This is a genomic window from Stenotrophomonas sp. YJH_SMC_94-11, assembly GCF_059370435.1.
In genome coordinates this window covers 65,981-81,957 of sequence record NZ_JCAFTR010000011.1, presented here as the reverse complement: position 1 = coordinate 81,957, position 15,977 = coordinate 65,981, and the positions used below count along the sequence as shown (strand labels likewise).

The 15,977-nt window shown below is 67.9% G+C and carries 12 protein-coding genes; 6 read left to right on the top strand and 6 right to left on the bottom strand.

What is annotated here, in order from left to right; genetic code table 11:
• The first annotated feature begins 21 nt into the window (after positions 1-21).
• Positions 22-282, top strand: a complete 261-nt coding sequence (locus tag AC5P74_RS17750) for an exodeoxyribonuclease VII small subunit (RefSeq protein WP_005410522.1) — start codon at positions 22-24, stop codon at positions 280-282.
• Positions 272-1,150, top strand: coding sequence for a polyprenyl synthetase family protein (locus AC5P74_RS17745; protein WP_053498934.1), 879 nt, complete (start codon positions 272-274; stop codon positions 1,148-1,150). The genes AC5P74_RS17750 and AC5P74_RS17745 overlap by 11 nt, the downstream gene beginning before the upstream one ends.
• A gap of 75 nt (positions 1,151-1,225) precedes the next feature.
• Here the strand turns inward: AC5P74_RS17745 and AC5P74_RS17740 are convergent, their stop codons facing one another.
• Both AC5P74_RS17740 and pmbA read right to left on the bottom strand, forming a co-directional pair.
• Positions 1,226-1,597, bottom strand: coding sequence for a DUF4870 domain-containing protein (locus AC5P74_RS17740; RefSeq protein WP_005418071.1), 372 nt, complete (start codon positions 1,595-1,597; stop codon positions 1,226-1,228).
• 87 nt (positions 1,598-1,684) lie between these two features.
• On the bottom strand, positions 1,685-3,052 hold the full coding sequence (gene pmbA, locus AC5P74_RS17735) for a metalloprotease PmbA (RefSeq protein ID WP_070488917.1): 1,368 nt from the start codon (positions 3,050-3,052) through the stop codon (positions 1,685-1,687).
• Between the two features lie 68 nt (positions 3,053-3,120).
• On the opposite strand from pmbA, the gene yjgA reads away from it, so the two are divergent.
• Positions 3,121-3,708 (top strand): ribosome biogenesis factor YjgA, encoded by a 588-nt coding sequence (gene yjgA, locus AC5P74_RS17730; RefSeq protein ID WP_005418075.1) that lies wholly within the window; start codon positions 3,121-3,123, stop codon positions 3,706-3,708.
• A 41-nt stretch (positions 3,709-3,749) separates the two neighbouring features.
• On the opposite strand, the gene tldD is transcribed toward yjgA, so the two are convergent.
• The 4 genes from tldD to AC5P74_RS17710 are packed head-to-tail and all read right to left on the bottom strand — an operon-like array spanning position 3,750 to position 11,230.
• Positions 3,750-5,195, bottom strand: a complete 1,446-nt coding sequence (gene tldD / locus AC5P74_RS17725; RefSeq protein WP_070488914.1) for a metalloprotease TldD — start codon at positions 5,193-5,195, stop codon at positions 3,750-3,752.
• Between the two features lie 58 nt (positions 5,196-5,253).
• On the bottom strand, positions 5,254-9,111 hold the full coding sequence (locus AC5P74_RS17720; RefSeq protein ID WP_495205013.1) for a YhdP family protein: 3,858 nt from the start codon (positions 9,109-9,111) through the stop codon (positions 5,254-5,256).
• 30 nt (positions 9,112-9,141) lie between these two features.
• Positions 9,142-10,629, bottom strand: a complete 1,488-nt coding sequence (gene rng, locus AC5P74_RS17715; RefSeq protein ID WP_005418079.1) for a ribonuclease G — start codon at positions 10,627-10,629, stop codon at positions 9,142-9,144.
• Complete coding sequence (locus tag AC5P74_RS17710) at positions 10,622-11,230, bottom strand: Maf family nucleotide pyrophosphatase (RefSeq protein WP_065179231.1); 609 nt, start codon at positions 11,228-11,230, stop codon at positions 10,622-10,624. The genes rng and AC5P74_RS17710 overlap by 8 nt, the downstream gene beginning before the upstream one ends.
• 130 nt (positions 11,231-11,360) lie before the next feature.
• Between AC5P74_RS17710 and AC5P74_RS17705 the strand changes: the two genes are divergently transcribed.
• From AC5P74_RS17705 to AC5P74_RS17695, 3 genes are all read left to right on the top strand, one after another.
• Complete coding sequence (locus AC5P74_RS17705; protein ID WP_070488908.1) at positions 11,361-12,098, top strand: SIMPL domain-containing protein; 738 nt, start codon at positions 11,361-11,363, stop codon at positions 12,096-12,098.
• 215 nt (positions 12,099-12,313) lie between these two features.
• Positions 12,314-12,964: an energy transducer TonB gene (locus AC5P74_RS17700; RefSeq protein ID WP_070488904.1), complete on the top strand. Its 651-nt coding sequence runs from the start codon at positions 12,314-12,316 to the stop codon at positions 12,962-12,964.
• Between the two features lie 195 nt (positions 12,965-13,159).
• The gene (locus AC5P74_RS17695) at positions 13,160-15,949 is read left to right on the top strand and encodes a TonB-dependent receptor (RefSeq protein ID WP_053498944.1); all 2,790 of its coding nucleotides are present in this window, start codon (positions 13,160-13,162) and stop codon (positions 15,947-15,949) included.
• Positions 15,950-15,977: the final 28 nt, after the last annotated feature.

Sequence of the window (15,977 nt, the reverse complement as noted above, 5' to 3'; positions counted from 1 at the left end):
CAGCCCGTCCACACTTGCCGCATGGCCAAGAAGTCCCCCGAAAACGCCTCCCCGGTCGCCCAGTTCGAGCAGTCGCTCGAATCGCTGGAGCAGCTGGTGGAGCAGATGGAAACCGGCGAGCTGAGCCTGGAAGCGTCGCTCAGTGCTTACGAACGTGGCGTCGGTCTGTACCGCCAGTGCCAGCAGGCGCTGGAACAGGCCGAACTGCGCGTGCGCCTGCTCAGCGATCCGGCGCAGCCGGAAGCATCCGAACCTTTCGATCCGCCCAGCCATGACGGCTGAGGTTCTGTTCGCGCGCTGGCGCGACCGTATCGAAAGCCAGCTCGACGCTGCCCTGCCCTCGCCTGCCGAAGCACCGCAGCGCCTGCACCAGGCCATGCGCTATTCGGTGCTGGGCGGTGGCAAGCGCATGCGCCCGCTGCTGGTGTATGCCAGCGGGCACCTGTTCGGCGCGCAGCCTGAAAGCCTTGACGCAGCGGCGATGGCCGTCGAGCTCATCCACGCCTATTCGCTGGTGCACGACGACCTGCCGGCCATGGACGATGACGCGCTGCGCCGCGGCAAGCCGACCACCCACATCGCCTTCGACGAAGCCACCGCGATCCTGGCCGGCGACGCCCTGCAGACCCGAGCCTTCGGCCTGCTGGCTGATGCGCCACTGCCCGCCACGCTGCGCGTGGCCTGCCTGCAGACCCTGGCCCACGCCTCCGGTGCCTCCGGCATGTGCGGCGGCCAGGCGCTGGACATCGATGCCACCGGCCAGCAGCAGACGCTGGCGGCACTGACCCGCATGCACGCGCTGAAAACCGGCGCGCTGATCCGTGCAGCGGTGCGCATGGGAGCGCTGTGCGGCCAGGCCCACGAACCACAGCTGGCCCAGCTGGACGGCTTCGCCGACGCGCTCGGCCTGGCCTTCCAGGTCCGCGATGACATCCTCGATGTCGAAGCCAGTTCCGAACAGCTGGGCAAGACCGCCGGCAAGGACCAGGCTCAGGACAAGAGCACCTTCCCCGCGCTGCTCGGCATGGACGGTGCGAAGGCGCAGCTGCGCGAACTGGCCGCACGCATGCAGGCTACGTTGGCCGGCCATGGCGAAGAGGCCGACGCGCTGCGCGCGCTGGCCACGCTGGCGGTGGAACGCGATCACTGATCGTTGGCGTGATGCTGCCGCCAAACAGGAACGCCCGGCAATGCCGGGCGTTCCTGTTTGCGCGTGCGGCCGGAATTACTTGACCAGGCGCAGCGCGAACGGGTAGCGGTAGGCTTCGCCGTTGTTGGCCTTCACGGCGGCGATGATGCAGAACACCAGGTTCAGGATGCCGACGATCGGCGCCAGGATGCCGCCGATGATCACGATGGTCAGCACGATGCAGATCAGCATCGCGATGGTGATGGTGATCTGGAAGTTCAGCGCTTCCTTGGCCTGGTCTGTCACGAAGGACTTGCTGGCGTCATCCTTGTTGATCAGCCAGATGATCAGCGGGCCGATGAACCAGGTGAAGATGCCCAGCAGGTGCGCGGCCAGCGCCATGGTGCGCTGGTCGGCCGGGGCATTGGTGGTTGCCGGCGGCGGCGGGACGTTATCGAATTCACTCACGACAAAACTCCTTTTCATTGGGTGGTCTTGACCCACCAGCACCAAGCTGGTTGCGTCAGGCGGGCATAGCTTACGCCATCGACGCCATCAATCATTACCGGCAATGGTCATCCGCCCCAGCAGGATCGAGCCGGTCCGGATGTGCGAGCGCGGGTCGACGTCGCTGCCGACCGCCTCGATGCTGCTGAACATCTCGCGCAGGTTGCCGGCGATGGTGACGCCGTCCACCGGGTACTGGATCTCGCCGTTCTCGACACGGAAGCCGCCGGCGCCGCGCGAATAGTCGCCGGTCACCCCGTTCACACCCTGCCCCATCAGCTCGGTCACCAGCAGGCCGTCACCCATCTGTCGGGCGATCTCTTCGAGCGAGCCGGCATTGGCCGCCAGCTGCAGGTTGTGCACACCGCCAGCATTGGCGGTGGTCTGCAGGCCCAGCTTGCGCGCCGAATAGCTGCCCAGCACATAGCGCTGCAGCACGCCGTCACGGACCAGCGCCGAAGCACGGGTGGCCACGCCGTCGCCGTCGAAGGCGGCCGAGCGCAGGCCGCGGCGCAGGTGCGGCAGTTCGTCAATCTGCATCCACTCCGGGAACAGGCGCTGGCCGACGCTGTCCAGCAGGAAACTGGCCTGGCGGTACAACGCGCCGCCGGACACTGCCGACAGCAGGTGGCCGACCAGGCTGCGCGCCACTTCCGGGGCGAACAGCACCGGCATGCTGCCAGTGGCCAACGAACGCGGCTGCAGGCGGGCCACGGTGCGCTCGGCGGCGCGGCGGCCGACCAGACCCACGTCTTCCAGGTCCCCCTGCGCCAGCGCGCTGGTATACCAGCCATCGCGCTGCATGCCGTCGCCCTGCCCGGCGATCAGCGCGCAGCCGACCGAATGGTGGGTGCCTCGCTCACGACCGAAGAAGCCATGCGAATTGGCGTACACCGACAGGCTCTGCATGCTCGATACGGAAGCGCCATCGGAATTGCGGATCTGCGCATCGGCCTCGCGGCCAGCGGCCTCGCAGGCCAGGGCCAGGTCCACCGCCTCATCGGCCTGCAGCGCCCATGGGTGCCAGCCATCCAGGTCCGGGAAGTCGGTGGCCATCAGCGCGGCCTCGGCCAGGCCGGCGGCCGGGTCATCCTCGGTATGCCGGGCAATCGCGCAGGCCTGCTCGACCGTAGCGGCCAGGCTGGCCTCGTTCAGGTCGCCAGTGCTGGCACTGCCCTTGCGCTGCCCGAAATAGACGGTCACGGCGATGCCACGGTCACGGGTGGACTGCACAGTCTCGACCTCGCCGAGGCGGACATTGACCTCCAGGCCCCGGTCCTCGCTGCAGCTGACCTCGGCCTGGCTGGCGCCCAGCGCGCGGGCGCGGTCGAGCAGCTGCTGGGAGAGGTCGGCCAGCCGTTCCAGCCGGGCCAGGCTGTCGTCGCCGACGGCCACTTCAGGGGCGATCACGTTCAATGCTTTATCCTGTACGGGTTGGGCCCGGCATCACGCCGGGCGACTTTTTTTGAAATCAGGTAGGGACGATGCGCGGACGCGACGAAGAAACCGGTGAATTCCACGACAAGAGCCGCAGCCAGAACCGGCGCGATGCACTCGACGTGCTGGCCCTGGGTGAGAAGCTGGTGTCGCTGACCCCGGCCCAGCTGGCGCGCCTGCCGATTCCGGAAGACCTGCTGCCGCACATCGCCGAGTGCAAGCGCATCACCGCCCACATCGCCCACAAGCGCCAACTGGCGTTCCTGGCCAAGCACATGCGCCGCGAAGAAGAGGCCACGCTGGATGCGATCCGCGATGCGCTGGACGCCAACAGCGAAACCGGCCGCCGCGAAGTGGCGATGATGCACCGCGTGGAAGACTGGCGCGACCGCCTGCTGGCCGAGGGTGACAAGGCGCTGGCCGCTCTGCTCGATGACTATCCGCAGGCGGACCGCCAGCAGCTGCGCACGCTGGTACGCAACGCGCAGGCCGAGAAGGCCAGGAACAAGCCGCCGCGCGCTTACCGCGAGATCTTCCAGGTGCTGCGCGGCCTGATGCTGCCGGCCGCGCTGGGCCTGAAGGCCGGCGCCGAAGACACCGACCACATCGGGACCGGCGAAGCCGACGAGGACTGAGTCCGCGTCGGCCCGGGCGGTTGCTGTGGCCATCGCCACGCTCAGGCCTGGGTACCGCCGACGGTGATGCCCTCGATCAACAGCGAGGGCTGGCCGACCCCCACGGGCACGCTCTGCCCGTCCTTGCCGCAGATGCCCACGCCCTCGTCCAGGGCCAGGTCATTGCCGACCATGCGCACCTTCTGCATGGTTTCCGGGCCGTTGCCGATCAGGGTCGCGCCCTTCACCGGCGTGGTGATGCGGCCGTCCTCGATCAGGTAGGCCTCGGTGGCCGAGAACACGTACTTGCCACTGGTGATGTCGACCTGGCCACCGCCGAAGTTGACCGCGTACAGGCCCTTCTTCACCGAACGGATCATCTCCTGCGGATCGTGCTCGCCGGCGCGCATGTAGGTGTTGGTCATGCGTGGCATGGTCAGGTGCGCGAACGATTCACGGCGCCCGTTGCCGGTCGGGGCCATGCCCATCAGCCGCGCATTGAGGCTGTCCTGCATGTAGCCGACCAGGATGCCGTCCTCGATCAGCGTGGTGCACTGGCTGGGGTGGCCTTCATCGTCGATGTTCAACGAACCGCGGCGGCCGTCGAGGGTGCCGTCGTCGACGATGGTCACCCCCGGTGCCGCCACACGCTCGCCGATGCGGCCGGCGTAGACGCTGGTGCCCTTGCGGTTGAAGTCGCCTTCCAGGCCGTGCCCGACCGCTTCGTGCAGCAGCACGCCCGGCCAACCCGGGCCGAGCACCACCGGCATCATGCCGGCCGGCGCCGGCACTGCTTCCAGGTTCACCAGCGCCTGGCGCAGCGCTTCCTGGGCGAGGGCTTCGGGCCGGGCGCTGGCAAACAGGTCTTCGTAGCCATAACGGCCACCGCCACCGGCATAGCCGGACTCGCGACGGCCGTTGTGCTCGACGATCACCTGCACATTCAGGCGTACCAGCGGACGCACATCGGCCGCCAGCACACCGTCGCTGCGGGCGATCAGCACCGTATCGACGCCGCCGGACAGGCTCACCATCACCTGCCTCACGCGCGGGTCGGCGGCACGCAGGTAACCATCCAGGCGCTTGAGCACCTCGACCTTGGCTTCGTTGCCGATACCATCGATCGGGTCCAGCGCCGGGTACAGTGCGCGCGCATTGCCGCGCAGCAGCGATCGCCCGGACTGCGCACCGCCCTCACGCGAGATCGCGCGCGCCGACTGCGCCGCCGCCAGCAGCGCGTCGGCATGGATGTCATCGGAGTACGCAAATCCGGTCTTCTCGCCGGAAATCGCACGTACGCCCACACCCTGCTCGATGGAATGGGCACCGTCCTTGACGATGCCGTCTTCCACGCTCCAGCTCTCGCGGCGGGCGTGCTGGAAATAAAGGTCGCCGAAGTCGACACCGGGGCCGAGCAACTGGCCGAAGGTGCGCTCCAGGCCAGCGGTATCCAGGCCGCCGGGGCGAAGCAGGCGGTCTTGGGCAAGCGTCAGGGCGATATCAGTCATGGTTTCGATCTGGGGGTGCGGGGGCGCTCAGGCAAGCCCCGTGAACAGGGAACCGCGCTCAGCGCGAGGGCGGCAGGTCGGTGACGGTCGGCGGAATGGCCGGTGCAGACGCCGGCTCGGGCGGTGATGGGGACTTGTCGCGGCTGCGCTCGATCACTTCCACCTTCGGCTCCTTCCATGGACCGGTCACCTTGTAGGTTCGGGCGCCAATCTCGCCCAGCGGCTTGGACAATACCGCATTGGTGGCCGCGCCCAGCGCGGCCCCCACCGGGCCGCCGGCCACCGCACCGACCACGGTCAGCAGGTTGCCCGCGCGCGGGTTGACGTCGATGGTCTGGTCGAACCGCTGGTTGCGCAGGTCGGCCTGGCCACGGATGGTGATGTTGGCCGCCGGGCCTTCGATCAGCACCTTGTCGGTGCGCGCCATGCCCTGGCCGAACTGCATGCTGCCGTCGATCTGGTTGAACGCGAAGCCCTTGGAGAAAAAGTCGCGGAAGTCGAACATCAGGCGCCGCGGCAGCTGCGCGACGCTGAGCAGGCCCAGCACGCGGCCGGCGCCTGGCTCCAGCTCCAGCAGCTGGCCATTGCGCGCGTGCAGGTCGAGGCTGCCCTGCAGGTTGCCCAGCTGGAAGTCCGACGGGCCTCCGCTCCACGAGGCCTGCAACTGCGCCTGGCCGGAACCGCCGCGCAACTGGCCACCGTAATCAAGATTCTGCATCAACCCACCCAGATCCTCGCTGCGCACCTGTGCGGTCAACTCGGTACGGGCACCACCGGTCCGGCCCAGCCAGCGACCGCTGATGTCGATCTCCTGGTCCGGCGCACGGAAACGCAGCGCATCCACGTTCAGGCCATTGGCCAACGGTCGCGTGCGCAGCACCGCCTGGCCCAGCACCACCTTGCCGAACTTCAGGTCGGCAATGTCCAGCGCGAACGGCGGCAGCTTGGCCGGGTCCATGTCGTTGGCACCGGCCTGTACCCGCGCCGGTGCAACCGGCGCGCCCGGTGCCGCCGGCAGTGACTGCCAGTGCACGCGGTCAAGCTGGCCACTGATCGTGCCACCGTCCGCATTGGGGACGGTCAGGCGTCCGGCCAGCGACGGGCCGTCCAGCCGCACATCCAGTGCCTGTGGGCCCGGGTGCAGCTGCAGCCGGGTCTGCTCGAACACGCCGCCGATCAGCTTCAACTGGCCAACCTGGACGTCCACCGCTCGCAGCGGCATCGCATCGTCGTCCCCGCCACCCCGCGCCAGGCCGATCCACTCCAGCGCATCCAGCGTCGCGCTGCGGCCATTGACCGTCAGCCCGCTCGGCGGCGGCTCACGATCAACATGATCACTGCCCAGCGTGACCTGCACGCCGGTCTGGTTGTTGTGGCTGCGTGCGGCCAGGGCCAGGCGCTGGCCGAAGGCCACATCGATGCGGCCGGCGCCCATCGGCAACTGCGCGGCCACCGTGGTCGCCAGCGGTTCGGCGGCCGGCTTGTCCAGCGGTGCCGGCAGGTCCAGCCGGGTGCCGACCAGGTCCGAACTCAACCGCAGTTCACTCGGCGGCGCGGGCGCGCCCGGGGCCACCTTGGGCAGGTTGACCGCGATGGTCCACGCAGAAGTGCCGGTGATGTAGGGCTTGAGCCAGGTCATTTCCGGTGCGCGGTCGATCAGCACGCCGGCATCAAGGCGGGCCGTCAGCTGCGATTCGAAGGCCCGCGTGCTGTCGTGCACGTAGCCGCCGGCACGCAGGCTCAGCCGTCCTTCCTGGCCGAGGTGGCGCACCGCCAGGTCCTCGGCGCCGAAACCGCCATTGCTGTAGCGCGCCTGCCCTCGCATGTTGTCGAAGGCCAGCTGGAAGCGCTTGTCGACCAGCTTCACGCCGGCCAGATCGACCGTGCCCTGCAGGTGGCCCTCGCCCTCGTCCTGATGCAGCGGCTGCAGCAGATCGAAGGTCACATGGGCCGGACCACTGGCAGCCAGGTTGTCCAGCGTATCGCCGTAATCCTTGTGCAACGGGCTCTGGCGCAGCATCGCCAGCAGCTTGCCGGCCTCGCTCGGCGCGTCGGCACGTACGTACAACGGCTGATGCCCGAAGTCCGGAATGCCCGCTTCGAATTTCTGTACCGCCACGCCGGCAAGATCACCCCGTCCACGCATGTCGAAGCCAGGGCCGATGAAGGCGATGTCGGCGTCGACCTGGCGCATCAGCGGCCAGTCGTGCTGGAAGCGGATGTCGCCATTGGTGATGTGGCCGGTGGCCTCGAAGCGGCCATCATTGTTGTCGAACGGCCAGTCGTCCAGGTCACCGGTGACCAGGCCGACACCACCACGCACCTGGCCGCCGGCCAGTGCCATGTCCAGCCAGTCGGTGGCGCCCTTGCTCATCTTGGAGTGGATCCAGAAGCGCTTGGCCGCCGTCATCGGCACGTCGTCCAGCTTGGCGGCCAGCTGCAGCCACGGCCGCGTACCGTCGCCCTGGAACCAGACGCCGCCGCGCACGTCGGCCGCGTAGTCGGTGCCTTCCACGCGCATCGCCGGCGTTCCGATCCGCCAACCGCCGCCCTCGTCGCGCCACCCCACGACCTGTCCGGCCAGATGCAGGTCATGCCGCACGCCAAAGCCGGTCGGCCAATCGAACTGCAGCTGCCGTTGCGGCTGCAGCTGCAGGCTGAAGCCATCGGCATCGCCTTCGAAATGTCCACCCAGGCCGCGCAGGCCCGGAGAATCACCGACGCTGGCAAAGCCCAGCGACTGCAGCTCGCCCTGTGCCCGCAACGGGCCATCGCGTTCGCCGGCCAGCTGCAATCGGCGCACCTCCAGCTGCGGCCTGGACAGGAACAGCCAGCGACGCAGACCCGGTTCAAGGAGATTGCTCAGGGCCAGCCCGCGCAGTGCGATGCCGGCCTGCACCGCACCGGCGTTCACCCGCAGCTGTTTGCCAATCTGCAGCTGCAGGCCATCGAGCTGATGTGCGCCATCTTCGGTCTTCAGGCGCAGGCGCGGCACCTGCAACGCCCAGCCATCGGCCTGGCGCTGCCAGCGCAGGCGGGCCTGCAGCCGCTGCAGCTGCAGCTGCGGCGCTGCCACGCCGGGCATCGGTACACCGTCGACGCGCACGTCCCGCAGGTCCGAATCGGTGGTCAGCGCGACCGGCGCGAAATCACGCAGGGTCAGCCACAGGTTCAGCTCGCCCTTGCCCTCGCGCAGGCGCACGCCGCCGGCCGCCAGCAAGGGCGACCAGGCATGGAAATCGACCGGGTCGGCACCCAGCCAGGCCTGGCCGTTGCCGCGCATGCGGTCCACGTCCAGTACCGCGGTCAGCGGCAGCGCTTCGGCCTGCGCCCAGGCGCGTACACCCACGCGCAGGCGATCGCCATTGACCCGCATGCGCAGGTCGATGCGCGGCAGCGTGGTGTCGATGCCGATCCCCGGCGCGTGCACGCCCAGGCGGCCGCCGATCACCTGCAGCTCGCCGAGCCGGCGCAACGCATCCAGCGGATCCCCCCCGTTGTCGGATTGCGGCAACCCGCGCACCGACCAGCGTCCGTCTTCGCCCTGCTGCAGGTCCAGCGCCAGGCCACGCAGGCGCAGTTCGGTCAGCGAGCGCCCGGGCAGCAGCCCGCTGTACATCGATACCAGCACCTCGGCCTCGCCGATCGCCAGGCCCTGTCCGGCGCCGATGCGCAGGCCCTTCAGCTGCAGCAGCGGGCCACGACGGGTCCAAGCCGTCTGCAGCTGCTCGAAACGCACTGGCTGGCCGGCCCGCTCACTCAGCCAGGCGGCGATCCTGTCGGGATGACGCTCGGCCAGCGGCAGCAGTTGGCTGAAGGTACCCACCAGCAGTGCAAGCCCGACCAGGCCCACCGCACAGGCGGCAATGAAATGACGGCGGATCCTTCGCAGTCGCAGGCGCGGCGGCGCGCTCATCGGCCACCGCCGGCCTGCAGCCGGCGAGGATCAGAGCAGAACGACATCGAATTGCTCCTGCAGGTACTGCTCGTCCGCCTGGAAGCGGATGCTCTTGCCGAGGAACTCTTCCAGCTCGGCCACCGCCGAGGATTCCTCATCGGTGATGCGCGCGACCACCTTGGTCGATGCGATCACCAGCAGGCGCGCGGCATCGAACTGGCGCACGGCACGGGTGATCTCGCGGAAGATCTCGTAGGTCACCGTCTCGGTGGTCTTGATGCTGCCGCGGCCACTGCACTGCGGGCAGGTCTCCGACAGCTGGCGCTCCAGGCTTTCCACCGTGCGCTTGCGGGTCATCTCCACCAGGCCCAGCGGCGAGAAGTCGTACACCGTGGTCTTGGCATGGTCGCGGGCCAGCGCCTTTTCCAGCGTGCGCAGCACCTGGCGGCGATGCTCTGCATCATCCATATCGATGAAGTCGATGATGATGATGCCGCCCAGGTTGCGCAGCCGCAGCTGACGCGCCACTGCCTGCGCCGCTTCCAGGTTGGTGCGGAACACCGTCTCTTCCAGGTTGCGCTGGCCGAGGAACGAGCCGGTATTGACGTCGATGGTGGTCATCGCCTCGGTCTGGTCGATCACCAGGTAGCCACCGGACTTGAGCGGCACCTGCTTGTCCAGCGCGCGGCCGATCTCGTCTTCCACGCCGAACATGTCGAAGATCGGGCGGTCGCCGGAATACAGCTCCAGCTTTTCGGCCAGCACCGGCATGTACTTGGCGACGAAGGCCTGCAACTGGCCGAACGTCTCCTTCGAGTCCACCTTCACCTTGTCCACGTCCTTGCGGATCAGGTCGCGCACGGACCGCAGCGGCAGGCTCAGGTCTTCATAGATGATGCTGCACGACGGCGCTTCGCGGCCGCGGCGCTCGACCACGTTCCACACGCGCGACAGGTAGGCGATGTCCTCGGCGATGGCCTCGGCCGGCTGCCCTTCGGCGTTGGTCCGCACGATGTAACCGTAGCCACCATGCTGCGCCGACAGTTCGGTCACCAGCGCCTTCAGCCGGGCGCGCTCGGTTTCGTCCTCGATGCGCGCCGACACGCCCACTACCTTGGACTGCGGCAGCAGCACCATGTAGCGCGAGGGAATGCTGATCTGCGTGGTCAGGCGGGCGCCCTTGGTGCCGATCGGGTCCTTCACCACCTGCACCACGATGTCCTGGCCGTCACGCAGCAGCTCGACGATCGGCACGCTGGCCGGCGGCGGCAGGGTGGTGTTCTCGGTGTCGGCGCTGGCCACCGGTGCCGGGCGCACCACGTCGTTGGCGTGCAGGAACGCGGCGCGCTCCAGCCCGACCTCGACGAAGGCGGCCTGCATGCCGGGCATGACCCGCTGCACCTTGCCCTTGTAGATGTTGCCGACCACGCCACGGCGCCAACCGCGCTCGATGTGCAGTTCCTGCAGCATGCCGTTTTCGATCACCGCGACCCGGGTCTCGCGCGGGGTCACATTGACCAGGATTTCCTCAGACATCGGCAGCCTCCCTGGCGGCATCGGCAGTGGGGACCGGCACGCCACAGCGCGCCAGCAGACGATCGGTATGCAGCAGCGGCAGCCCCATCACGCCGGAGTAGCTGCCGGAAAGATGTTCGATCCAGCGTTCGGCCCCGCCCTGGATGGCGTAGGCACCGGCCTTGTCCAGCGGCTCGCCGGTGGCGACATAGGCGGCGATGTCGGCGGCGTCGATCGGGGCGAAGGTCACCTCGGAAATGACCAGTTCGCTGTCCAGGCCGCCCGCACCGACCACCACCACGGCGGTCATCACCTGGTGGGTGCGCCCGGCCAGCCGCGCCAGCATCGCCCGCGCGTCAGCGGCATCGACCGGCTTGCCGAAGACCTCGCCATCCAGCACGACCTCGGTATCCGAACCAAGCACCCGCGCCTGCGGGTCGTCGGCCAGCACCCGGGCCAGTCCGGCGCGCGCCTTGTCGGCGGCGACCCGGCATACATACTGTTCGGCGCTTTCAGTGGCCGCGCGCTGCTCGACGACCTCCAGGTCAAGGGCCTGGAAGGGGCGTCCGAGTCGGGCCAGCAGCTGGTTGCGTCGGGGGGAGCGGGAAGCAAGATAGAGCATCGGCACAGCATAACCTGAGGCCGCCACCTGAATCGTCGGCAACCCGTTACGGAACGCGTACAACCCCGATCAGGCTCACAGCGCGTTCATCGCTACGACACCACCCTCACCGGCACAACAAGGAGATCCCATGCGCCTGACCGCCACCCCGCTGCTGCTTGCCCTGTCCCTCGCCCTTGGAACCTCGATGACTGCTCATGCCGCTCCGTCGTCGCCGTCGATCGCCGCCGCGGCCGAAGGCACCCTGCTGAACATCTCGGCCAATGCCGAGGCCACCCGCGTGCCGGACGTCGCCACCCTGTCGGCCGGTGTGGTCACCCAGGCAGCCGACGGCAACAGCGCCATGCGCCAGAACGCCCAGCAGATGGACAAGGTGCTGGCCGCGATCAAGGCCGCCGGCATCGCCGAGCGCGACGTGCAGACCAGCGGCGTCAGCCTCAACCCGCAGTACCGCTATGCCGACAATGAGGCACCGAAGATCACCGGCTACCAGGCCAGCAACACGGTCAGCCTGAAGGTCCGCGACATCGCCAAGCTCGGCAAGGTGCTCGACGCGCTGGCCGCGCAGGGTGCCAACCAGATCAACGGTCCGCAGTTTGAGATCGACCAGCCCGAACCGGTCTATGACGAAGCCCGCCTGGCCGCCCTGAAGAAGGCCCAGGCCCGCGCCCAGACCTATGCCAGGTCGCTGGGCCTGCAGGTGCGCCGCATCGTCAGCATTTCCGAGAACAGCAACGGCGGTTTCCGCCCGATGCCGATGATGCGCACCATGGCCGCCGGCGCGTCGATGGACAAGGCCACCCCGGTCGCACCGGGTGAATCGACCGTCTCGGTCAACCTGGACGTGGTGTTCGAACTGGGCCGCTGATCGCGCCCGGCACGGCCGACACAGGCGGGTCCCGCAGGGGCCCGCCTTTTTCGTGTATTCCGGCGGCGTTGGCTGAAGGCCAGCCCAACGCGCATGCCCCTGCCTCTAGGCAGTGGCCGCCATGCCGCGCTACTGATGGACTGCCAGCCGCGTGCGGCAACCCCGCCACGGACCCTGGTGCGTTGAGGACTTCGTCACTGGCATGGAGGTGGATCATGGTTCGTACCTATCCCGTTGCATCCCCGCACTTCGACCCCGCCCGCGTCGCCGCCTGGAGTGCAGCGATCGCCCTGCACCTGCTGGCCTTCCTGTTGCTGCTCATCCCTGCGACCTACCAGGCCGTGCAGGCCCCGCGTGAAAAGACGCCGGTGCGGCTGATCGAGAAGATCCCGCCACCGCCGACGCCGCCGGTTCCGGTCCCGCCAAAAGAGATCGTCCAGGTGGTACCGAAGCCCCGGACGCAGCCGGTGGTACCGCCACTGCCCGCACCCACCGCGACCGTGGAAGAGACCCAGGGCATCGCATTGCCGGCCGCCGAACCGGCTCCGCCGCAGCTGGCGCCCAGCATCGACACTTCCACCCCGTTGGCCGGCGCCCAGCTGCAGTACCGCAGCGCTCCGCCGCCGACCTATCCGATCCAGTCCCTGCGCAACCACGAACAGGGCACGGTGCTGTTGCGGGTGGAAGTGGACACCCGTGGCCAGCCGGTCGCGGTCAGCGTCGAGCGCAGCAGCGGCTCGCGCAACCTGGACCAGGCCGCCCGCCAGCAGGTGCTCAAGCACTGGCGCTTCGAGCCTGCCCAGCGTGACGGCGTGGCGGTTCCGGCCATCGGCATGGTGCCGGTGCAGTTCTCGCTGCCGGACTGAGCGTCCCACCGGCCCGGCCGCGCGCCGGGCCGGCCCCTGCCACTGCCCGGCAAATGCGGACATGCCAGGGCCAAGCGTTACTGATTAAGCAAAAATTCACGTCTTCGTCACCTGCTGGAAACCTAGATTGGCGCGTCCCGGTATCGATCCGGCGACAGCCCTCAACGCTACGGTTTTCCAGTTAGGAGAGAAGCTGTGAAACACCCGATCCAACGGCCCGCCAGCCGCCGCCGCACCACCCTGGCATCGTCCATCACCCATATCCTTGCTGGCAGCACCCTGCTGCTGGTCGGCGCCGTGGCTTCTTCCTCAGCCTTTGCACAGGAGCAGGCCACCAACCTCGACCGCATCACGGTCACCGGCTCCAACATCCCGCGCACCAACACCGAGACACCGTCGCCGGTGCAGGTGGTGACCCGCCAGGAAATCGACCGCACCGGCAAGACCACGGTCGCCGAGTACCTGCAGACCCTGACCGCCGACGGCGCAGGCTCCATTCCCAAGACCTTCGGCAACGGCTTCGCCGGTGGCGGCGCCGGCATCTCGCTGCGTGGCCTGGGCGCCGGCTCGACGCTGGTGCTGTTGAACGGCCGCCGCATGGCCACCTACGGCCTGGCCGATGACGGCCAGAAGGTCTTCACCGACCTCAGCACCATCCCGCTCGATGCCGTCGAGCGCGTGGAAGTGCTCAAGGACGGCGCCTCGGCGATCTATGGCTCCGACGCCATCGCCGGCGTCGTCAACATCATCCTGCGCAGCGACTTCCAAGGCGCCATCCTGCGCGGTTCCTACGGCATTTCCGGTGACGGCGATGGCGATGCGAAGAAGGCGACCCTTACTGCCGGCACCGGCGACCTGTCCAGCGATGGCTGGAATGCGTTCTTCAGCCTGGACGTCGGCAAGACCGACGCGATCAAGATCAGCGACCGCAAGAACCGCAAGTGGATCGGCACCGGCGATATCCGGCGCTGGGGTTACGACGCTGCAGACGCGCAGTTCCTGGGCGGCGCCTACCTGTCGGGCGGTACCGCCGGCGGCGTGGGTCCCAATGGTTCGGTGTTCGATGCCACCGGCCATCTGGTTGCCCTGCCGGGCTGCGCCGGGCTGACCACGATTCCCGGGCAGAGTGACGCGACCGCGCAGGCCCAGGGTTGCCTGTGGGATCCGGCGCAGCAGTACCGCGACCTGAGCCCGGAAGAGAAGTACGTGAACGTGTTCGGCCGCGCCAGCTTCGCGTTTGGTGAAGGCGGCGAGGTCTATACCGAGATCGGTTACTCGAAGAAGGAAACGATCTTCAGCAATACGCCATCCGGCGTATCCGGCGGCTGGGGCTACCCTGGCGGCCCGGTCAACGCCAACAGCGGTGCCGGTGCGACCCAGCTGTATGCAGGTCATCCGGACAACCCGCTGCCCACCGCGGCCCGCCTGCGTTACAGCGCGTGGGACGTGGGCCCGCGCGTGACCGACAATACCAATGAGTTCAACCGCTTCCTGGTGGGTGTCAAGGGCAACTGGGGCGACTGGAGCTACGACACCGCCTACCTGCATTCCGGCACCGACCTGGTCAACAAGCGCACGGGTTTCCTGCGTTATGACGCAGTACGCTGCGTGCTGGGCAATCCGGCCTGCCCCTATGGCACCTGGCGCATCGGCGACAATGCCTCGCAGACGCCGCAGTCGGTCTACGATGCCATCAGCCCGACCATCAGCGCGCGTGCCAAGTCGAGCCTGGACATGTTCGACTTCACCATCTCGCGCAGCCTGATGGATCTCAAGGGCGGTCCGCTGGGCCTGGCCTTCGGTACGGAGTGGCGCAAGACGAGCAACAGCCTGACGCCGCAGACCTTCACCGATATCGGCCAGATCATCGGCCTGGGCTACTCGGCCTACGACGGCACGCAGAATGTGTATGCCGGCTACGCCGAACTGTCCGCACCGGTGCTGGAGCAGTTGGAGCTGAGCGCTGCGGTCCGCTACGACAAGTACGAAAGCGGCGAAGGCAAGGCCACGCCGAAACTGGGCGTGAAGTGGACCCCGGCCGACTGGATCGCACTGCGCGCCAGCTACGCTGAAGGCTTCCGTGCGCCGAACCCGGCCGAGAACGGTGACGGTGGCCTGGCCGCTTTCTCCAACGCCCGCGATCCGGTGCGTTGCGCCATCGACCCGGCCAACGAATGCACCGCGCGCTCGGTGGCGATCATCACGCGGCCGAACAAGGACCTGAAGCCGGAAGAGTCCAAGAGCTACTCGGTGGGCATCGTGCTGCAGCCAACCTCGACCACCTCGCTGACCGTGGATGCGTGGGAAATCAAGCGCACCAACGAAATCGCGCAGGGCAGCACGGCCGACGCCATCGCCGCGGGCAACGTTCTCCGCGATGCCAACAACATTGGCGGAGTCGCCAACAGCGGCACCATCCTGGCCGTCAATACCGCCTACGTGAATGCAAACTCCTCGCGCGTCCGCGGCATCGACACCGACATCCGCCAGACCTTCGACATCGGCCCGGGCCAGCTGGAAATGGACCTGCAGTGGAGCCACGTGCTCAAGTTCGAGCGCACCGAGGGTGATACCACCGTCGACTATGTGGGCACCCACGGCAACTGCGACGTGACCAACTGCATCGGCACGCCGAAGGACCGCATCAACTTCGGCACCACCTGGAAGCAGGGCCCGTGGAGCATCAGCGGCGTGGCCAACTACGTCAGCAAGCTGGAGAACAAGGACCGCCGCGGCGGTGACTACCTGGCCTTCTATGAAGATGGCGAGCCGGTAGAGAAGATCTCCTCGTTCACCACCTTCGATCTGTCCGGCCGCTGGAACATCACCGAAGCCTTCGAGCTGAACGCTTCGGTGCAGAACGTGTTTGACCGCATCGCGCCGCTCGACCCGAGCACTTATGGTGCAGTCAATTACAACCCGCTGCACTTCAGTGGTGCGATTGGCCGGTACTTCACTGTCGGCGCCAAGTACACGTTCAAGTAATCCCGCTGCTGTGTTTGCTTCGAAGGCC